The sequence below is a fragment of the Sphingomonas sp. SP6 genome (genome assembly GCF_058313435.1).
Genome location: NZ_JBZFLG010000002.1, coordinates 24,468 through 43,963, shown reverse-complemented (window position 1 = coordinate 43,963; position 19,496 = coordinate 24,468). Strand labels below are relative to the sequence as shown.

Below are 19,496 nucleotides of genomic sequence, written 5' to 3'. Positions count from 1 at the left end.
TGAGGGGCGGGCGGGTGCGAAAGCGCCGGCCCGCTCAGCGCGCGAATATTTCTGCATGCGGTAGCGTGACGCCGAGGGACGGCAAGGTGACGTCGACCGCCTCGTCATAAGCCTGCTCGTTCCAGCCGTTCGGACCAGTCCGCTGAACGATACGCACCCGCTCGGTCGCGCTATCTACGAACACGATGGTGTCAACGCTAGGCAGCGCCTTGTACTCGGGCAGTTTGGTCCGCAGGTCGGTGCGCGCGGTCCCTGCTGAGAAGACTTCGAAAAGGACGCGAGGATCGTCGAACGCCTTGCGTTCGTCGTCTTCGGGCCCGTCGTGCCCACAGAAGACGGTCACGTCCGGATAGCGGATCGAGAGGTCGTGTGTCTGCGTCGCCATGTCCGCGTTGTACGGAGTGCAGCCCGATCCCTCCAACCGATTGCCAAGCGCGCGATAGATGTTGCCGGCAACGCGGTTATGCCGCGCTCTCGCGCCCGCCATCATGCGGATGACGCCGTTGTCGAGCTCCGCCTTCTTGTCCCCGAAGTCGATCTCCAAGAACTCCTTGGCGGTCAGCAGCGGGTATTCGGGTTGAGTCGCCATGCAGCGACCCGTACCATATCCTCACACCGGCGACCATTCGACGACGTCCTCGCCCTCGTCGTCCTCCGCGACGTGGCCCGGCTCGGGCGGGAGCGCTTCGAGGAGCCGGTCGAGCACCCAGTCGACGCCGGTGCCGCCCACGCCCGACAACGGGATGACCTCGGCGCCGCTCGCCTCCTCCAGCTCGGCGGACAGAGCGGCGATCAGTTCGTCGTCGAGCGTGTCGATCTTGTTGAGGCCGACGACGACGGGCTTGTCGACCAGCCCGGCGCCATATGCCTCCAGCTCGTCGCGCACGATGCGGTAGCTTTCGGCGACGTCCTCGTCGTTGGCGTCGACGAGGTGGAGCAGCACGCGGCAGCGCTCGATATGGCCGAGGAAGCGATCGCCGACGCCCGCGCCGTCGGCCGCGCCCTCGATCAGCCCGGGGATGTCGGCGACGACGAACTCGCGGCCCTTGTGGCGCACCACGCCCAATTGCGGACGCAGCGTGGTGAAGGCGTAGGCACCGACCTTGGCCTGGGCGTTGGTGACTCCGTTGATGAAGGTCGACTTGCCGGCATTGGGCAGCCCGACCAGCCCGGCGTCGGCGAGCAGCTTGAGCCGGAGCCACACCCAGGCTTCCTCGCTCGGCCAGCCGGGGCCGTGCTGGCGCGGCGCGCGGTTGGTCGACGTCTTGTAGCTGGCGTTCCCGCGCCCGCCGTCGCCGCCCTTGAGGAACAGCTCGCGCTGACCGGGCTGCGTGAGGTCGAGGAGCAGGGTCCGCTCCTCGTCGTCGGCGAGGACCTGGGTGCCGACCGGGACCCGGATGACGAGATCGTCGCCGCCCCCGCCCGTGCGGTTCGATCCCGAGCCGCCCTGACCGCGCGGCGCGCGAAAATGCTGGGTGTAGCGGAAGTCGATCAGCGTGTTCAGCCCGGCGACGGCCTCGAAGATGACGTCGCCGCCCTTGCCGCCGTTGCCGCCGTCCGGCCCGCCATATTCGATGAACTTCTCGCGGCGAAACGAGACCGCACCGGGGCCGCCGGCGCCCGAGCGGCAGAAGATCTTGGCCTGATCGAGAAAATGCATGGCGCGCTGGTAACGCTTTCGCGCAGCTAAAGCGACCATCGCGCGCGCGCACCCCGCCCTCGGGCCAGGACCGGCGGTGCGGCCTCGCCGCGGCGCCCGCGTTGACTCCGGCCGATCCGACTCCTAGCCTCAAGTCAGTCGATCGACTTAGCGTCGTCGCCGCGACGGGAGAGGGCGAATGGCCCAGGACACCTACGACGTCATCATCATCGGCGGCGGCATCGGCGGGTCCGCGCTTGCCGCCGTCCTCGCCGGCGCAGGGCGATCGGTGCTGCTGCTCGAGCGATCGACCGCGTACGAGGACCGGGTGCGGGGCGAGTGGATCGCTCCGTGGGGCGTGGCCGAGACCAAGCGGCTGGGGCTGTACGAGGCGCTGGTCGCCGCCGGGGGCCATCACCTGACGAGCCACGTCACCTACGACGAGACGCGCGATCCCGGCGCGGCGGAAGCGACGGCGCTGGCGCTCGGCATCTTCGTCGCCGACGTGCCCGGGCCCTTGTGCATCCGGCATCCGGTCCACTGCCAGACGCTGTTCGACACGGCGGTCACGGCCGGCGTGACCGCGCTGCGCGGGATCGAGGTCGAGACGATCGAGCTGGGAGCCGCGCCGCGCGTCGCGTACCGTCACGAGGGCAGGCGGCACGTCGCCCGCGCGCCGCTGGTCGTCGGGGCGGAGGGGCGGCAGTCGGCGGTGCGCCGCGCCGCCGGGCTGACGCTTCACCAGGACAAGCCGCATCACTGGTTCGCCGGGCTGCTGGTCGACGGCGTGGAGGGCTGGGACGAGCAGCGGCAGGCCATCGGCACCGAGGACGATTTCGCCTTTCTCGCGTTCCCGCAAGGCGGCAGCCGGGTGCGCGTCTATGGCGGCTGGTCGCTTGCCGAGACGCGGCGTTTCGCGGGCGCGGACGGGTCCGCGCGGTTCCTGGAGGCGTTCCGGATGCGGTCTGCGCCGGACAACCACCGCATCGCGGGCGGCGCGCCCGCGGGGCCGCTGTTCGCCTACCACAACAATTCCAGCGTGGTGGCGCGGCCCCATGCGCCGGGCGTGGTGCTGGTCGGCGACGCGGCCGGGTGGAACGATCCGATCCTCGGGCTGGGGCTGTCGATCACCTACCGCGACGTGCGGCTCGTCTCGGACATCCTGCTCGCGACGCCGCCGGGTGCGACCCCGGACTTCGCGCCTTATGCCGAGGAGCGGGCCGAGCGGATGCGGCGGCTGAAGATCGCCGCCGAGATGCAGGCGGCGCTCGACATGGAGTTCGGGGAGGCGGCGCGCGCTCGCCGCCGCCGCTATCACGAGGCCGGGGCGGCCGATCCGACACTGGGCATGCACGGCGTCGCGACGCTGGCCGGGCCGGAGATGGTTCCGGCGGAGACCTTCGAGGCGGCGCATGTCGCCCGGGTGCTGGGGTGACTATGGAGATCGAACGCTACAACGCCGACTGGCTCGCCGCCTGGACCGCGAAGGACGTACCCGCGCTGCTCGGTTACTATGCCGAGGACTGCACCTTCCAGGACCCGCAGAACCCCGCCGGGATCACCGGCCATGCGGCGCTCGAGGCGTATCTCACCCACCTGTTCGCCTCGATGCCGGCGATGACCTACACCCCGGACACGGTGTGGCCGATCCCCGGCGGCTTCTGCGGACGCTGGTATTGTGACGTCGAGGGCGGGGGGCGGCTGCGCGGGTTCGACCTGGTGCTGCTGACCGGTGAGCGGATCGCCCACAACGAGGTGTATCTGCACCAGCTGTGAGGGGGCATCGCCTGCGCGGACCGCGCAGGCGATATCCGGTACGCCGTCCGCCGTATGCCCAGCCCCCGTGGCTCTCACCTCAGAGCCGCAGGCCCGCTTTCTATCCCGCGCGGTCCTTCAGCAGCATCGCCCGCGCCAGTTCGCGTGCGCGCCCCTGCGGCAGCCCCAGCGCGCGCGCCATCGGTGCGCCGAGGAGCGCGTCGCCCAGCGCCATCAGCACCAGCTGAAGCGTCTCGTCATGGATCGGCGCGTCGGGGAGGTCGCGGGCGTGGACCTCGTCGGCGAGCTCCTCGACGAGATCGTGGATCGCGGTCAGGATCGGATCGAGCGAATCCTCGTCGCCGTTCAGGATCATCCAACCGGCGAGCGCCCCCGCGCCGCCGCGGCCGAAGGCGTCGAAGGTCAGATCGACCACCTCGGCGGGGTCCTGCGCTTCCCGGCTGCGGATCACCGCGTCCTTGATCGTGCCGACGATCCCCGCCGCCATGCGGGCGATCAGCGCCTTCTGCAGCCCGGCGGCCGAGCCGAAGTGGTGAAGCAGATTGGCGTGGGTGCGCCCGATCCGCGCGCCGACGGCCTTGAGCGTCACCGCCTGCGGGCCTTCCTCGACGAGGAGCGCGCGTGCGGCGTCGAGCGCGGCCTCGCGCGATTCCTCGGGGGACAGGCGGCGGCGGACGGGGAGGGGGGTGACGGACACGCGCGACCTTTCTTCCAGCCTCGCTACGCTGGGCGACCCTGTCCCGGCAAGCGGTGAGAGGGACTTGGCGCGACGGGCGGCGAACGGTGGAATACCGCTACGCCGCCATCGCCTGGGCGCAGTCGCCGTCCAGCGCCAGCGCCATCACCGCGCACTCGACGTCGCGGCCCTGCGCCAGGCTGAAACGGGGCTCGCGCCCGACCTCGCGGAAGCCGAGCTTGGTCAGCACGCGACGCGACGCGGCGTTGTCGAGGTGGTGACTGGCCTCGACGCGGCGTGCGGGGAGCGCATGGCGCGCCATCTCGATCACCACCCGTCCCGCCTCGGTCGCATAGCCGCGGCCCCAGGCGCCGGGAGTGAGCCAATAGCCCAGCTCGTAGACGCCGCGCCCGAGCGGACGGAGCCCGATGCCGCCGATCATGTCGGGGATGCGCGTCTCGTGCGACAGGATCAGGAAGCGCGCGTCCTCGGCCCCGCGCGGCACGGCGAGGAACGCCTCGGCGTCGCCGACCGCATAGGGCCACGGCAGGCGCGCGAGCGTCATCGCCACCGCCTCGTGCGCGATCGTGTCGGTCAGGACCGCTGCGTCCTCCGGCCAGCCGGGGCGCAGCGTCAGTCTCTTGGTGCGAGCGAACATCCCTTTGCCTCCCATCGCGGGCGAACCGCCGCCGTGTGGCCCACGGCGACGACGCTGGTGTGAAGGGAGCAAAGAAAAAGGGAGCCGGGACGGGCCCGGCTCCCTTGTCTGACTGGGCCTCCTTCGCGGAGGCACCGGGCTCGCCCTGTGGGCGACCCGGCTGGTCACCCGATGTTATTCGGCGGCAATCGCCTGCATGTCGACCGAACAGAACTTTCGCCCGAGCTTGCCGTCGTGGAACACGACCTGGCCGTCGATCAGTGCGAAGAGCGTGTGGTCCTTGCCGATGCCGACGTTACGGCCCGGGTAGAACTTGGTCCCGCGCTGGCGCACGAGGATGTTGCCGGCGACACACGCCTGGCCGCCGGCCTTCTTCACGCCGAGACGACGCCCTGCCGAATCGCGACCGTTGCGCGACGAGCCGCCTGCTTTCTTATGTGCCATGGTTCAGCTGCTCCTTACGCCTGGGCGCCGATGGAGTTGATCTTGAGGATGGTGTGCTGCTGCCGGTGGCCGTTGCGACGGCGGTAGTTGTGGCGGCGGCGCTTCTTGAAGACGATGACCTTCTCGCCCTTCTGCTGCGCGACGATCTCGGCGGCGACGGTCAGTCCCTCGACCGAGCGAAGCTCGGAGCCCTCGCCCGCGAGCAGGATATCGCCGAGCGTGACGGCGGCGCCCGCCTCACCCTCGATCTTCTCGACGACGATCTTGTCTCCGGCGGCGACGCGATACTGCTTGCCGCCGGTGCGCACGATTGCGAACATGGCTCGGTCAACTTCCCAATGGTTCTTGGCCCCGCACGGGGGCGGACCCCGGCAGGAAGAACGGCGCGCCTACCCAGCGGGGCCGCGGCTGTCAACCGGCGTCAGTGCCGATAATGGCCCTTGAGCGCGTAGCGGGACCCCTCGCGGTGGGTGAACATGCCCGAGATCGCGGGATGATCGACCTCCTCGTCGCTGTCGTCCACCACCAGGTTCTGCTGGCTGACATAGGCGACGTAGGTCGATTCCATGTTCTCGGCGAGCAGATGGTAGAAGGGCTGATCCTTGCGAGGGCGGATCTTCTCGGGGATCGCTTCATACCATTCGTCGGAGTTGTTGAAGACCGGATCGACGTCGAAGATCACTCCGCGGAAATCGAACATGCGGTGGCGCACGACGTCGCCGATCGCGAAGCGCGCGGTGGCGACCGGCGGTGCGACCGGATCGCCTGAGTCGGTGACGGTGGGAAGGGTGGTCATGCACCCGAATCTAATGGCTCCGGCGGCGCGCACAAGCGCGGGGTTGCACGGCGCTGGCAAGATCGGTAGGAGCGCGCGCTCGACCGGCCGGGGACGCCCATCAGGGCGTCGTTTCGACCTTCTGCGGAGAGGTGGCAGAGTTGGTCGATTGTACCGCACTCGAAATGCGGCGTGCCCTCGCGGGCACCGTGGGTTCGAATCCCACCCTCTCCGCCAGAACCTTCCTAACCGATTGTTCGCCCTCAACTCTCCCGCGAATCGTCGCCTTTTCACCGTCCGGGTGCTACGAAGTGCTGCTACAAAATGCGCTCGATGGCGCATGTCCGAAGGACAAGTGACGGCGGGTTCGAGGTTCGGCCGACTTTGCTCGTCTGTGTCGTCGATCATGCTCGTCCCTTCGTTCAGCGGGCTGATCGCTACGGTCGTCGGTCGTCTCAAGGTCGGGCGGTGTAGAGCGCGTGGTGCGTGAGGATCAGCAGCGTCCGACCGTCCTCGCCGCCGAACAGCAGCTGAAGCGGACGATCGGGGACGAGGATGCGTCCGATCTCGCCGCCGTCGGCGGCATAGACGAACACGTCGCCGTTGGCGACGAAGACGCGCCCGTCCGGCCCGGCGACCACGCTCTCGCCGCCGCGCGGGGCGAACACCCGCAGGTCGGTGATGACGCCGCGCGGGCCGACGACGCCGCTGTAGGTCCGGTTCTCCGAGGCGTTGGCGACGTACACCCGCTCGCCGATCCGCGCGCCTACGAGGCCGTAGGCATCCAGCGTATCGGAGAAGCGCCAGCCGCGATGATCGGCAGGACCCTGCGACCACACGCGGACCGCGGGAAGCACCAGGCTGCCGTCGGGAGAGGCATATTCGCGCGCCTTCGGCGCGCCGACGGCGCGGGCGAACATGTCGGCGAGGGTCGTGAAGCGGTCGGTCGCGGGGTCGTACTGATCTTGGAACTCACCGTTCACCCAGATGCTTGCAGGCAGGAGCACCCGGCCGTCCTCGCCCGCAACTGCCGGACGCGGCTCCAGCACCCGGATCGCCGACGGCAACTTAAGATCGAGGCTGTAGACGGTCGCGGCAGGCCCCGCTGACGACAGCACGAGAAGTTTACCGGAGGCGTCGACGGCCAGGTTGACGGGGTCGGTCGGCGCATCGGCGATCACCGTCACCCCGCCGCGCGCGCTCCAGGCGTGGATGCGCGCCATCGGCCGGTCGACGAAATAGAGCTTTCCCTCGCGATCGACCGCTCCGCCGCCGAGCGCCTGGAAGCCGTCGGCGACGCGCGTGACGGGGGCGAGCGTCGACGGTGCGACGGACGAACCGTCCGTCACATCCAGGACGGCGAACTCGCGCTCGCGCACGTCCGCTCGCCGGGTCACGTCGCGGACGGCGTTCTCGAACGGATATTTGCTCGCGCGCAGATAGGTGCCGCAGCCTTCGTCGTCGCAGGCTGCGAACCCGCTTTCTGCGTTTACGTGGACGTTGCGGAAGCGGATGTTCGTCGAAGCGGTGAGCGTGATCGCGGCGGAAGCGACGCCGCGCGAGCGGGTGACGCGGTAATAATGGCCGTTGGCGAACAGGATGTCACGCGAGTTGCGCACCTCGACCGCGACCGCGTCGCGGCTTTCGCCCGCCTCCTCCTCCGTCTGCGGAGCGAGGAAATCCCAGTTCCGGACGCCGTCGAGGACGATCTCGGCGCGGCGATGATGTTCCGCCGACAGCTGATAGACGTGCCCCGGGGTCGCGGTGTCGGTCACCATCAGTCCTGCCTGTGCGTAGGTGTTCGGGGTCCACAGGCCGTTGAACGTCCCGCCGCCGCCGTCCGTGACCCACAGACTCGCGTACTGGCCGTCCCATCGCCGTGCCGGATCGGCATCGCCGGTCTGGTCGGCGTCGTAGGGGTGGGTCGGCGCGCCGTCCGCGAGGAAGGTCCCGTGGCCGCCCTGGAACTTGACGTCGTCAACCAGCGAGCGTGCGCCCGCGCGCCACAGCAACGCGGTCGCGCGCGGATTGCGGCCCCCCGTGGCAAGACCAAGCCCCGAGACGATCGCGTCGCCGCCGCGCGCGCTTTCGATCAGCGCGCGCGGCGCGCCGACGCCGCGGAAGGCCGGGCTGTCGTCGACCAGGACGATCTGGGTCAGGCTGGGATGCAGCCCGATCAGCACGCTGTCCGCACGGAGTCTGAGCGTGTCGGTGACGCGGTAGAAGCCCGCCGGGAAATAGAGGACGGGGTGCGCGTCGATCGCACGCTGGAGCGCGGCGGTGTCGTCGGCGGCGTCGTCGCCCTTCACGCCGAGGGCGCGGACATCGACCCATTGCGAGACCGGCGGCAGGGCGCGGATCGCGGGCAGCGCGACGGGCGCGGGTCGGCCGAGCGGCGCCGCGTCGATCCGCGTCTCGAAGCGGCCCGCGGGCAAGGTCAGCCCATAGGTGAAGCTGCGGACGCGGTAACGCGCTCCGGCGCCGGCCACGGTGCGACCGCTGTCGCGGAAGCGCGCGAACACCGGCGTGCGATCGGCCACCGCGTCCTCGAAGCCGATCTGGGTGTAGGTGCTGCCTTCGTTGCTGACGATCACCCCTGCGTGCGTCACGCTTTCGAACCGGACGCCCTTGCCCCACAGCCAGTCGCCGTAGCCGCGGTCGATCTCGATGCCGACCGGGACGTTGCGGATGGTCGTGTTGACGAGCGTGAGCCCGGCCTCGTGCTCCCGGATCGCGGCCACGCGCTGGCCGTCGAACGTCGAATCGAGCAGGGTATATTGCCAAGCGGGCGAGGTCTTCTCGGTCAGGATGCCGTAGCGGCCGCCGAAGAAGCGCAGGCGGCGCCCGAGATTGCCGACCTGATAGATGCCGGCGAGCGCCGAGCCGAGCCGGAAGTCGATGTGGCTGAGATAGGCGTGCTGGGCGACGTGGGCGCGCACCGCGGCCGCGCCGGAATTGCCGTCGCCGATCTCGAAATCGACGTTGGCGAGTGCCGAGTAGAAGGTGCTCGAGGTCGCATCGGCGATGGCGGGATCGAACGGGACGCTGGTGGGCGGCGGCACCGGCACCCGCGGCCCCGGCGCATCCCCCGGCCGGACCGGCAGGGTCGCGGTGAAGAACACGAGGGTCGCGACGCCGCGGTCGAAACCCGGGGTGTTCGGCGCAAGATAGAGCACCGGGCGCGTGCGACCCACGCCGAACAGCCGGACGCCCGGGCGGATGTAGAGCGTGCGGGTGAGACGATATCGGCCCGACGGGAGGAACACGAGGCCGCCGCCACCCTGCGCCGCGATCCGGTCGATCGCCGTCTGGAGCGCCGGGCCGTCATCGGCGATGCCATCGCCGCGCGCGCCGGCGACGGTCACCGCGCGGGGGTCAAGCGGCGCGGTGGCGTAGAGCGAGGCGGCCGGGGACGCGGCGAGCGCCGGCCCTGCCACCAACAGTAGCGCCGCCAACGTCGCCGCACGGCCGATACCGGTGAACGCGGCCATCGTTCGAACTCCTCCATTCGTTTGCGCCCGCCGCGCGGGCCGCCCGCGCGGTACGGGAGCGGCGGACGCGCGCCGACCGCGACAAAGGTCGTATGGCCAAGCGGACGGCCGGGCCATAGCGTTCGGCGACCGGCTTGACGGGGACACGGATGCAGCGGCCATTGGGGATCGTCGTCATGGGCGTGAGCGGCAGCGGCAAGTCGACGCTATCGGCGCGACTCGGCGCGGCGCTCGGCTGCGAGGTGCTGGAAGGCGACGCCTTCCACTCGGCGGCGAACGTCGCCAAGATGCGGGGCGGACAGCCGCTGACCGACGAGGATCGCTGGCCGTGGCTCGACCTCGTCGGATTCGCCACGGGCACGGCGGCGGAGCGCGACGGCGTCGCCGTGGCGGCCTGTTCGGCGCTCAGGCGCAGCTATCGCGAGCGGCTGGCTGCGGCGTCGCCGGCTCCGCTTGTGTTCGTGCTGCTCGAGACCGGCGAGGCCGAGATCGCGCGTCGGATGCGGGCGCGTGCAGGACATTACATGCCGCCCAGCCTGCTCGCGAGCCAGCTCGCGACGCTCGAGCGGCCCGCGTGCGACGAGCCGGCGTTGGTGCTGGACGCGGCGCTCCCCGTCGACACGCTGGTCGCGCGGACGCTGGCCTGGCTGGACGCCCCGAACGGCTGACCGTCACGGCATCAGCCGCTTGCGCCCTTGCGACAAGTGCCAGCGCATCGCCAGTGCCGCTCCGTCGGCGTCATGCGCGCGGATCGCGTCCACGATCGCGTCATGCTCCTCCATCATCGCGCCGATGACGTGCGGCGGCCGGGCCCGCGAGATGTCGACGCCCGCGCGCAGGATTCGCATCACCTCCTCGCCGAGCTGATCGTAGACCGGCGGGAACGCGGAATTGCCCGTTGCCTCGGCGATGGTGCGGTGGAGCCGCCAGTCCTCCTCATGCGCGGGCGCGCTGGAGAGCAGCGCCCGGCGCAGCTCCTCGAGTGCATGCTCGATACGGCCGAGTTGCTCCTCGGAGCGCCGGAGCGCGGCCAGCCGCGCCGCTTCCGCCTCCAGCACGAACCGCACCTCGTAGGTGCCGAGCGTTCCTGCCAGCGAGGCGAGCGGCATGTGCGAGCCGAGCCGGTCGGAAGGCCGGCGCTTCACGTAGGAACCGGCGCCGCGGCGCGCCTCGGTGATCCCATCCGAGGCCAGCCGGGCCAGCGCCTCGCGGACGATGGTGCGCGATATGCCGAACGACGTCGCCAATTGCGCCTCCGCCGGCAGCCGGTCGCCGGCGGCGAGGCCGCGTTCGGTGATAATCTGTACGATCGCGGTATAGGCGCGGTCCGCGAGACGACCTTCCATGCTGCCGCCTCCCTTCGGATCAGACCAGGTAGCTGAGCGCCACGATCAGCGCGAGGGCCACCACCGAGATCGCGGTCTCGAGCAGCGACCATGTCCGGAACGTGTCTGCGGTGCTCGTGCCGACATAGCTTTTGACCAGCCAGAAGCCGGGATCGTTGACGTGGCTGAAGAACACCGATCCCGCGCCGATCGCCAGCACCACCAGTTCGGGCGACACGCCCGAGCGGGCGACCACCGCCGGCATGATCCCGACCGCGGTGATCGTGGCGACGGTGGCGGAGCCCGCGGCCAGCCGGATGCCGACCGCGACCAGCCAGCCGAGGAGCAGCGGCGAGATCTGATAGGCCATCGCCAGCCGGGCAAGCAAATCGGACAGTCCCGCACCGACCAGCACCTGCTTCAGCGCGCCGCCCGCGCCGATCGCGAGCAACACCGCGCCCGCCGCGCCGGTCGTCTGGCTCCAGATCGCGTCCTGCACGTCGGCGTCGCGCAGCCGGCGTCCGAACAGCAGCGGCAGCGCGAGCAGGTTGGTGAGAAGCAGGGCGATCACCGGATTGCTCGCGGCGACGAGCCAGGCCGAATCGGCGTAAGCCGTCCGCCCGAGCTCCCCGGTCGCGATCAGCAAGACCGGCAGCAGGACGATCGCCAGCGACACGCCGCGCCCGGGCGTCGGCAGCGTGAACCGCTCGCGGATCGTCACGGCGGGGGTGAGGCGGACGCCAGGAGTCACGACGCGCGCGAGCAGCGGGCCGGCGACGATCGCGGTCGGGATCGCGACGGCCAGGCCGTAAAGCATCGTGCGACCGAGGTTCGCGTCCAGCGCCGCCACCGCGAGCAGCGGGCCGGGATGCGGCGGCACGAGCGCGTGGACCACGCCGAGCCCGGCGAGGGCGGGCATGATCAGCCGCAGCTTGGTCGCATCGCGCGCCGCTTCGTCCTCGCCGGCGGCCATCGCCTCGGCGGCGGCGACGACGATCGGCAACAGCAGCACCAGCCCGGTCTCGAAGAACAGTGGCAGGCCGATCACGATCGCGATCGCCAGCGTCGCCCAGGGCGCGCCGCGGGCGCCGGACAGGCCGAGGGCTCCTGCCGCCAGCGTGGCTGCGGCTCCCGAGAGGTGGAGCATCGCGCCGAGCGAGAGACCCAGCGTCACCACCAGCCCGGTGCCGCCGATGATGTCGCCCACGCCCTTGGTCACCGCCGCCGCGGTCTCGGCGAGGGGCAGCCCGGCGAGGAGGCCGACGGCGAACGCGCCGCACAGGAGCCCCATGAACGGGTGGAGCCGACCCCGCACGATCATCAGCACCGCCAGCGCGATCCCCGCCAGCGCGGCGGCGACGAGCCTCAGGTCCGCGCCCGTCATGCCGCTCCCTTGCGCAGTCGCATCCCGCTCTCCCCATGCCGTCGCAACGGTGATCGAAAGTTGTAGGACAGGTTTCGCCGAAAGCAACAAAAGAGGGCTTGATGTTCGGCGCGCGTCGCGATCATACTCCAAACCTGTCCAACCGGCGTACCGCAGATGGTGGGCAAGGGAATGGGGACGGGGTGTCGGCACAAGCCGGCGTTCGCCCGTTCGGACACAGAGGGGATCTCATGGACGCCGCTTCGACGATCGTGGGCCCGGCGGTGCCGGCATTGACCCCGGCCCAGCTCAAGGTCCTGCACGGGGTCCGGTCCGGACTGCTCAACAAGCAGATCGCCTTCGACCTCGGCATCGCGGAGGCGACGGTGAAGGCGCACATGACGGCGTTGATGCGCAAGCTCAACGTCCGCAACCGCACGCAGGTCGCGCTCAAGGCGCAGTCGCTGACATCGCACGCCCGCTGATGTGCTCGCTCGTCGAGCAGACGACGCGATGAGGTGGTTGCCGCCGTTCGTCGCCGCAGCCGTGCCAAGCCCAAGGTCCGCGACGGCCGGCGCGGCGGCCGAGCGGAGCGCCTCGGAAACGGGCGCTGCTCCGCACGGCCCGCCACCTCGCGATGTGGGCGCGGTGGGGTGGCCTCGGCGCGCCGTCCTGAGCGCCGGGCTGGCGGTGCTCGCCACCCCGGCCCTGGGCCTGACCCATGCCGTCGCTCCACGGGTGCGCCGGTTGTCGCCGATGCTCGACCGGATGATCGCGCCGGGGACCGAGCCGGAAGTGATCGCCACCGGCATCCGCTGGGCAGAGGGGCCGGTGTGGGTACCGGACGGCGGCTACCTGCTGTTCTCGGACCCGCCTGCCAATCGCGTGCGGCGGTGGCGCCGCGGGGCGGGGGTGTCGACCTTTCTCGATCCGTCGGGCGCCGCCGGGACCGACCCCAAGCTGGTGCGCGAGCCCGGCGCGAACGGGCTGGCGCTCGACCGGAGCGGCCGGCTGCTGATCGCGAACAGCGGCGGGCGCAGCATCGATCGGCTCGACCTGCGGACCGGCCGGCGCGTCGTACTCGCCGGCCTATATGACGGCAGGCGGTTCAACAGTCCCAACGATCTGCACGTCGCGCGCGACGGTTCGGTGCTGTTCACCGATCCGCCGTACGGCCTCGCCGACGGCGACGGCTCCGCCGTCAAGGAGCAGCCGCGCAACGGGGTCTATCGCCTGGGGCGCGACGGCGGCGTGACGCTGCTCGTCGGCGACCTGACCCGGCCGAACGGGGTCGCGCTCGCTCCCGACGAGCGGCGACTCTACGTCTCGGTCTCCGACGAGGCGAACCCGCGCATCATGGCCTATGATCTTGATGAGCGAGGCATGTGCCGCGGCTCCCGGGTTCTGCTGGATGCGCGCGCGATGAAGACGGCCGGCGGTCCAGGCCTTCCCGACGGGATGAAGGTCGCCCACGACGGCACGATCGTCTGCTCGGTCCCCGGCGGGATGATGCTGATGACGCCCGAGGCGGAGCCAATCGGCCTGATCGAGAGCGGCTCGGCGATCGCCAATTGCGCGTTCGGCGAAGGCGGGAGGGCCCTCTTCCTCACCGCCGACGACCGGGTGCTGCGCGTCGCGCTGCGCCCCGGCTGGCAGGGCTGACCGCCGCCGCTCAGCGGACGGGCAGCTTGGTTCCGAGCAGGACCGGCCGCGTGCCGCCGACACCGAACCAGTGCGGCACGCCCGTCGGGATCAGCATGACGACACGACGCACGAGCGTCCGGGTGACGCCGGCCTGGATCCGGTCGCGCTCGATCAGGTCGGCGCGACCCGCGCGGTGATCGCGGCGGCGTCGGCCACCTCGGCCGACGGCGGCCCGCGTCACGCCGCCGCGCTCAGCCGGATCGTGCGTCCTTCGCGCGCGGACCGATAGATCGCCTCGACGATCCGCATGTCGCGCAGGCCCTCCTCGCCCGACACGATCGGCTCGCGCCCGCTCCGAACGCACAGCGCCAGATGGTCGAGCTGTCCGGCGAACTGGGTCGGCGCGGGGCCGGGCGGCGGCGTGACCGCAGTCTCGCGCCCGTCGACGCCGGTCCACATGCGGTTGCCGTCGTAGCGGGTCGCAGGCTCCAGCTCGATCCGGCCGGTGTCGCCCATCAGCAGGATGTGGTTCTGGTTGGCGCTGTACATCGACTGGCAGGAGGCGAGCGCACCCGACGGGAACTCCAGCGTCCAGTCGATGATGTCCTCGACCTCGGCGAAGCGCGGATCGCGCCGGTCGGTCGACTCGCGCGCGGTGACCGCGACGGGTTCCTCGCCGGTCATGTAGCGTGCGGCCTGGAGGCTATAGACCCCCATGTCCATCAGCGACCCGCCGCCCGAGAGCGCGCGCTTCAGCCGCCATTTCGAGGGATCGCGCTGGACGAAGCCGTGTTCGGACCGGACGTAGCGGATCCGCCCGGCCGCGCCCGTCCGCGCCAGCCGCATCGCCTCGAGATTGAACGTCTCGAAGTGGCAGCGATACCCGATCATCAGCTTGCGGTTCGCGGCCTTGCACGCCGCGATCATCGCCTCGCATTCGGCGACCGAGACCGCCATCGGCTTCTCGCACATCACATGCTTGCCGGCCCTCGCGGCGCGGATCGTATAGTCCGCGTGCATGGAGTTCGGCAGGCAGACGTAGACGATGTCGACCGACGGATCGTCGCGGATGCGATCGAACGAATCATAGGAATAGATCGAACGTGCGGGCAGCCCATGGTCGGCGGCGACCCGCGCGGCCTTCGCCCGATCGCCGCTTACCACCGCGGCGAGCCGGCTGTGCGCGCAATGGGCGAATTGCGGGATGATCACCCCCAAGCCGTAGGTGCCCAGGCCGACGATCGCATATCCGAGCGGCCGATCGCCGCGTCCCCGCGCCACGGCGCGGGGACCCAGCGCGAGCGCCGCCGCGGACAGGATCACGTCGCGTCTTCCGAGCTCCATGGGATCTCCTCTCTTGCTTGCAGCCGGGCTAAGAGCGGGGGCAGCCGCCGGCAAGCGTGCCGTCGGGGACTACGACTGCGGTCGCAGAGCGCGCGGCGGCCGGAGCCTTGCCGTCAAACCGCCGGGGGAGGTCGCTCACGCCGGCTTCACTAGCCCGTGCATCGTCAGCCAACGAACGAACTCGTCGAACCAGCCGGTGCTCGTCGTCGTCTTCGGGTACATGCCGAAACCATGACCGCCCTGTTCGAACAGGTGGAACTCGACCGGGCGTTTCGCTGTGCGCCAGCTATCGATCAGTCCGAAGCCGCCGCCGCCGAACAACGGATCGTCGGCGGCCAATGCGACGAACAACGGCGGAGCGTCGGGCGGGACCCTTGCCGGGGCGAGCGGGCCATAGATGGTCCCGATGAAGGCAGGCCTGGCGTCGCCGCCCGAAAGCGTCGTCGCCAAGGTCAGCATCGCTCCGGCGGAGAAGCCCACCATGCCGACCCGGTCCGGGTCGACGTGCCATTCGGCCGCACGCCGACGAACGAGCGCGAATGCGGCCCGCGCATCGGCGATCTGTGGGGCGATGCCCTTCATCATTTCCTCGGCCGACGGCCGCACGATCGGGCTATGGCCCGAGAAGCGCTCATGTTGCTCGCTCTCATAGGCTGCGAGATCGGCCGGTGTCGGGTTGAGACGGTATTTGAGCACGAACGCGGCGACGCCCGCCCGCGCGAGCGCCCGTGCGACATCCCAGCCTTCGTTCTGCATCGACAGCGTGGTGAAGCCGCCGCCGGGCGCCACGATAACGGCCGCGCCGCTCGCGCGGGCGGGATCCGGGAGGAAGGGCGTCAGCGTCGCCATGCGGACGTTGCGCGCGAACCGGCTGCCGTATTGGCTGTGCCAGCTCTCGGGCGCACCCTTGGCCGGCAGTTCGCCGGTGCCGAGCGAGATCGTGCCCGGCTGTGGCGGAAGGGCGATCGGCCGCATCCGATCGTCCTGCGCCGCTGCGGGGGTGCCCGCGATCCCCAGCGCCAGTGCCGCGAGCAGGAACTTCGATCGAATCATGCTGACCTCTCCGGGAGATCTGATATGGTATCGCTAACAACAGGGTCGTCAAGCACCCCGTCGCGTTGGGAGGATGGATCACATGAAAGCCAAGGTTGCGATGCGGCTCCGAGTGGCGATGGCTCCGCTGCTCATGATCGCGGCTCGGGCGACCGCGGAAGATCCTGCTCCCGAGCGCCCGCCGGCGATCCCGACCGTTCTGCTATGGCCCGGCGGGGCGCCGGGAGTGTCCACCCGGGCCGCCGAGCCCGAGGTCGGTCGTGATTACTGGGTCAGGAACATCCACCGCCCTTCGCTGCTCGCCTTTCCCGCGAAGCCCGAGCACAACACGGGCGCGGCGGTCGTGATCTTCCCAGGTGGCGGCCACAAGCTGCTGGTCTGGACGAACGAGGGCGCGAAGGTGGCGACGGCCCTCAACCGCATGGGCGTTTCGGCGTTCGTCCTGAAATATCGCCTCGCGAACGAGGATCGGTCGCCATATTCGGTCAAAGGCGATGCCGCCGACGACGCCCGCCGCGCGATCCGCTGGGTCCGCGCGCACGCGGCCGAGTATCGCATCGATCCGCACCGGGTCGGCGCAATGGGCTTTTCCGCAGGAGGAGAGCTGGTATCGTTGGTCGCCGACAACCCGGAGCCGGTCGGTCGAACCAAGAACGACGCCATCGATCGGGAGAATGCGAGGCCGGACTTTCAGGTCCTGGTGTTCCCCGGCCCGCTCGGCATCCCCGGGACCGCCGTCCAAGGCGCTCCCCCGGCCTTCATCGTTGCGGGCAGCCTGGACCAATGCTGCGCCGCGCCGTCGGTCACGCTCTACGAGCAACTTCGCAAGGCCAAGGTCTCCGCCGAACTGCATATGTACGCGGACAGCGACCACGCCTTTAATCTCGACGAGTCGAACCGCATCTCGGTCCTCCACTGGCCCGATCGCCTTCACGACTGGCTTGCTGATGGCGGCTGGCTTGAACCACGGCATGACGCAACCCGGTGACATCATCCCGGACCGGTCGCGCGACGGGGTGAACGGCAGCGCGAGGGCTGCGAAACCAACCGCGATATGGGTCTTTGGAATGGCGCGTGGGCCGACCTTCAGGCTGACGGATCGTCAAAGGTGGGCCGATGACGCTTGCTCGTGAGCCGGACGTCCGGACGCTGGTCTCACAAGGACTGGCTCATCATCGAGCGGGGCGATGGGCGGAGGCCGAAGGCCTGTATCGCTCCGTCCTGCGCGCCGAGCCGCGGCAAGCGGACGCCTTGCACCTGTTGGGCGTGTTGTCGCATCAGCGTGGCGACCATGCCGACGCGGCTCGGCTGATCGAGCAGGCGATCGCCGCCAATCCCGCGGTGCCGAGCTACCATGCCAATCTTGGGAATGCCTTGCTCGCGCAGAACGCCCTCGTTCGAGCCGGCGCCGCGTTCGAGCGGACGCTGCAACTGAACCCCGATCATCCGCACGCGCTCGCCGGCTTGGGCACGGTCCTTGCCAAGCAGGGCCGGTATGAAGAGGCGATCGGCACGCTGGGCGCGGCGCTCTCCCGTCGCCCCGACGATGCCGGGACGCTCACCAACCTCGGCAATGCGCTTCGTTCCGCGCGACGAGGCCAGGAGGCGGAGGCAGCGTATCGGCAGGCCTTACGGCTACTCCCGAGCGCAGCCGAGGCGGCGTACAACCTCGCCCTGCTCAGGCTCGAGCGCGATCCCGAAGAGGCGGCCGCGCTGTGCCGGCGAGCGGTCGCATCCCGGCCGGGCTATACGGACGCCTCCGTCCTTCTGGCCGCGGCGTTGCGCGAGCAGGGGAGGGTAGCTGAGGCGCAGGTCGTCTGTCGCGACGCCCTCCGCATCGCCCCCGATCATGCCGGCGCGCGGCTGAGCCTTGCCATCGGGTCCGTGCCGGTGGCCGTGCAAACAACCGGGGAGAGCGCCGCGGTCGTCGCGGAGTTCGAGCGTGCGTTGCACAACCTCGCCGCGTGGAGCGAGGGCGATCCGAAGCGCCTGGGCGGGGCGGTCGGAGGGGCGCAACCGTTCTACCTCGCCTATCGGCCGTACGATGTGACGCGACCGCTTGCTCGGTACGGCGATCTGATCAGCGCGGCGGCGCGGGCGCACTTCGCGCCCGCGGAGGCCCTCTCGACGCGGTGCGCGACACGCAGAAAGCCGCTCTTGGGCGTGGTCAGCGGGCAGGTACGACGGCATCCCGTCTGGGACATGATCCTGCGCGGGATCGTGTCGGAGCTCGATCGGACCAAGTTCGACCTGGCGATCTTCCACACGGGCGCGCTGGTCGACGCAGACACGGAGTGGGCGCGCAGCCGGGCCGACACGTTCGTGCAAGGGCCGATGCCGACAGGGGCGTGGATCGCCGCCGTCGCGACGATGCGGCCCGACATTCTCTTTTTCCCGGAAGTCGGCATGGATCCGACGGCGGCGCTGCTCGCGTCCCTGCGCCTGGCACCTGTCCAGGTCGCGGCTTGGGGACATCCGGTCACGACCGGACTGCCGACCATCGACATGTACATGTCCGGAGACCTGCTGGAGCCCGTCGAGGGCGAGCGGCACTACCGCGAACGGTTGCTCAGACTTCCTGGAACCGGCGTCTGCACGCTCCCGGCGGACGAGCCCACGAGAGCGTGGAACGATCCCGGGCGACGTCCCGGCGTGGTCCGGTTCGCCCTCTGTCAGCAACCGGCCAAGTTCGATCCCGGCGACGACGCGCTCATCGTGGAGATCGCGCGGCAGGCGGGCGAGTGCGAGCTGTGGCTGGTGACGTCCCGCAAGCATCGCTGGGCGAGCTCGGCATTGGCTGACCGGCTGTCTGCGGCGCTGACGTCCGGTGGCGTGGATCCTGTCCGCGTGCTGCGTCAGGTGCCCTGGCTGGATCGAGACGTCTTTCCCGCCTTTCTCGACGCGGTGGACGTCTTCTTGGATTGTCCAAGCTTTTCCGGCTACACCACCGCACACCAGGCGCTCGCCCGCGGGTTGCCGCTGGTGACGCTGGAAGGGCGTTTCATGCGCCAGCGTCTTGCGGCCGGGCTGCTGCGTCGGATCGGCATGACGGAGACGATCGCCGCCGACCGCGCCGATTTCGTCGCCAAGGCGGTCGCCGCGGCCGAGCGCTGCAGGGACCCGAGCGACGGCCCCGCATGGCGGGCAACCATCCGGGCGGCCGCCCCGCGAGCGGATGAGGACCGACAGACCGTCAGGGCTTTCGAAGTGGCGATCACCAGGGAGCTCATGCGACGATCGGGCGCGTGAGCAGGCCGGCTCGATTGCGGGCTCGGCGACCGGCGGGTCCGGCGGTTCGGTCGCGAGAG

20 protein-coding genes and 1 tRNA gene are annotated in these 19,496 nt (G+C 70.3%); 8 read left to right on the top strand and 13 right to left on the bottom strand.

All coding sequences use genetic code 11. From position 1 onward, the window contains the following. Positions 1-34 precede the first annotated feature (34 nt). Together AC4GYY_RS05960 and obgE are read right to left on the bottom strand one after the other, a co-directional pair. A complete protein-coding gene (locus AC4GYY_RS05960; RefSeq protein ID WP_491119349.1) occupies positions 35-544 on the bottom strand; it encodes a Uma2 family endonuclease in 510 nt (169 codons plus the stop codon). Between the two features lie 66 nt (positions 545-610). Then, a complete protein-coding gene (gene obgE / locus AC4GYY_RS05955) occupies positions 611-1,660 on the bottom strand; it encodes a GTPase ObgE (RefSeq protein ID WP_491119348.1) in 1,050 nt (349 codons plus the stop codon). Between the two features lie 178 nt (positions 1,661-1,838). Between obgE and AC4GYY_RS05950 the strand changes: the two genes are divergently transcribed. Beyond that, positions 1,839-3,074, top strand: coding sequence for an FAD-dependent oxidoreductase (locus AC4GYY_RS05950; protein WP_491119347.1), 1,236 nt, complete (start codon positions 1,839-1,841; stop codon positions 3,072-3,074). Positions 3,075-3,076: 2 nt separating this feature from the next. Beyond that, entirely contained in the window at positions 3,077-3,415 is a 339-nt protein-coding gene (locus tag AC4GYY_RS05945; RefSeq protein WP_491119346.1) for a YybH family protein, read from the top strand. Between the two features lie 100 nt (positions 3,416-3,515). Here the strand turns inward: AC4GYY_RS05945 and AC4GYY_RS05940 are convergent, their stop codons facing one another. The 5 genes from AC4GYY_RS05940 to hspQ form a co-directional block, all read right to left on the bottom strand. Then, positions 3,516-4,112, bottom strand: a complete 597-nt coding sequence (locus AC4GYY_RS05940; protein ID WP_491119345.1) for a TetR/AcrR family transcriptional regulator — start codon at positions 4,110-4,112, stop codon at positions 3,516-3,518. Between the two features lie 97 nt (positions 4,113-4,209). Next, positions 4,210-4,749, bottom strand: a complete 540-nt coding sequence (locus tag AC4GYY_RS05935; RefSeq protein WP_491119344.1) for a GNAT family N-acetyltransferase — start codon at positions 4,747-4,749, stop codon at positions 4,210-4,212. 174 nt (positions 4,750-4,923) lie between these two features. After that, a complete protein-coding gene (gene rpmA, locus AC4GYY_RS05930; RefSeq protein ID WP_491119343.1) occupies positions 4,924-5,193 on the bottom strand; it encodes a 50S ribosomal protein L27 in 270 nt (89 codons plus the stop codon). Positions 5,194-5,207: 14 nt separating this feature from the next. Then, a complete protein-coding gene (rplU, locus tag AC4GYY_RS05925; protein WP_491119342.1) occupies positions 5,208-5,513 on the bottom strand; it encodes a 50S ribosomal protein L21 in 306 nt (101 codons plus the stop codon). Between the two features lie 101 nt (positions 5,514-5,614). Then, positions 5,615-5,989, bottom strand: a complete 375-nt coding sequence (gene hspQ / locus AC4GYY_RS05920; protein WP_491119341.1) for a heat shock protein HspQ — start codon at positions 5,987-5,989, stop codon at positions 5,615-5,617. Positions 5,990-6,114: 125 nt separating this feature from the next. On the opposite strand from hspQ, the gene AC4GYY_RS05915 reads away from it, so the two are divergent. Further along, positions 6,115-6,205, top strand: a tRNA-Ser gene (locus tag AC4GYY_RS05915). Positions 6,206-6,423: 218 nt separating this feature from the next. Here the strand turns inward: AC4GYY_RS05915 and AC4GYY_RS05910 are convergent. Beyond that, positions 6,424-9,459, bottom strand: coding sequence for a glycosyl hydrolase family 28-related protein (locus AC4GYY_RS05910; RefSeq protein ID WP_491119340.1), 3,036 nt, complete (start codon positions 9,457-9,459; stop codon positions 6,424-6,426). A 149-nt stretch (positions 9,460-9,608) separates the two neighbouring features. Here AC4GYY_RS05910 and AC4GYY_RS05905 point away from each other — a divergent pair, with 149 nt between their 5' ends. Beyond that, positions 9,609-10,127, top strand: coding sequence for a gluconokinase (locus tag AC4GYY_RS05905; RefSeq protein ID WP_491119339.1), 519 nt, complete (start codon positions 9,609-9,611; stop codon positions 10,125-10,127). Between the two features lie 3 nt (positions 10,128-10,130). Here AC4GYY_RS05905 and AC4GYY_RS05900 read toward each other — a convergent pair whose 3' ends face one another. Both AC4GYY_RS05900 and AC4GYY_RS05895 read right to left on the bottom strand, forming a co-directional pair. Next, positions 10,131-10,805, bottom strand: a complete 675-nt coding sequence (locus AC4GYY_RS05900; RefSeq protein ID WP_491119338.1) for a FadR/GntR family transcriptional regulator — start codon at positions 10,803-10,805, stop codon at positions 10,131-10,133. 19 nt (positions 10,806-10,824) lie between these two features. Next, entirely contained in the window at positions 10,825-12,168 is a 1,344-nt protein-coding gene (locus AC4GYY_RS05895) for a GntT/GntP/DsdX family permease (RefSeq protein ID WP_491119337.1), read from the bottom strand. A gap of 230 nt (positions 12,169-12,398) precedes the next feature. On the opposite strand from AC4GYY_RS05895, the gene AC4GYY_RS05890 reads away from it, so the two are divergent. Together AC4GYY_RS05890 and AC4GYY_RS05885 are read left to right on the top strand one after the other, a co-directional pair. Continuing rightward, a complete protein-coding gene (locus AC4GYY_RS05890; RefSeq protein ID WP_491119336.1) occupies positions 12,399-12,632 on the top strand; it encodes a helix-turn-helix domain-containing protein in 234 nt (77 codons plus the stop codon). Between the two features lie 163 nt (positions 12,633-12,795). After that, positions 12,796-13,809, top strand: a complete 1,014-nt coding sequence (locus AC4GYY_RS05885; RefSeq protein WP_491119335.1) for an SMP-30/gluconolactonase/LRE family protein — start codon at positions 12,796-12,798, stop codon at positions 13,807-13,809. A gap of 10 nt (positions 13,810-13,819) precedes the next feature. Here the strand turns inward: AC4GYY_RS05885 and AC4GYY_RS05880 are convergent, their stop codons facing one another. The 3 genes from AC4GYY_RS05880 to AC4GYY_RS05870 form a co-directional block, all read right to left on the bottom strand. Next, on the bottom strand, positions 13,820-14,032 hold the full coding sequence (locus AC4GYY_RS05880; protein WP_491119334.1) for a hypothetical protein: 213 nt from the start codon (positions 14,030-14,032) through the stop codon (positions 13,820-13,822). Beyond that, a complete protein-coding gene (locus AC4GYY_RS05875) occupies positions 14,029-15,135 on the bottom strand; it encodes a Gfo/Idh/MocA family protein (protein WP_491119333.1) in 1,107 nt (368 codons plus the stop codon). The genes AC4GYY_RS05880 and AC4GYY_RS05875 overlap by 4 nt, the downstream gene beginning before the upstream one ends. A gap of 135 nt (positions 15,136-15,270) precedes the next feature. Continuing rightward, positions 15,271-16,188: an alpha/beta hydrolase gene (locus AC4GYY_RS05870; RefSeq protein ID WP_491119332.1), complete on the bottom strand. Its 918-nt coding sequence runs from the start codon at positions 16,186-16,188 to the stop codon at positions 15,271-15,273. Between the two features lie 82 nt (positions 16,189-16,270). Here AC4GYY_RS05870 and AC4GYY_RS05865 point away from each other — a divergent pair, with 82 nt between their 5' ends. Beyond that, on the top strand, positions 16,271-17,176 hold the full coding sequence (locus AC4GYY_RS05865) for an alpha/beta hydrolase (RefSeq protein ID WP_491119330.1): 906 nt from the start codon (positions 16,271-16,273) through the stop codon (positions 17,174-17,176). Positions 17,177-17,304: 128 nt separating this feature from the next. Then, the gene (locus tag AC4GYY_RS05860; protein ID WP_491119329.1) at positions 17,305-19,437 is read left to right on the top strand and encodes a tetratricopeptide repeat protein; all 2,133 of its coding nucleotides are present in this window, start codon (positions 17,305-17,307) and stop codon (positions 19,435-19,437) included. Positions 19,438-19,496: the final 59 nt, after the last annotated feature.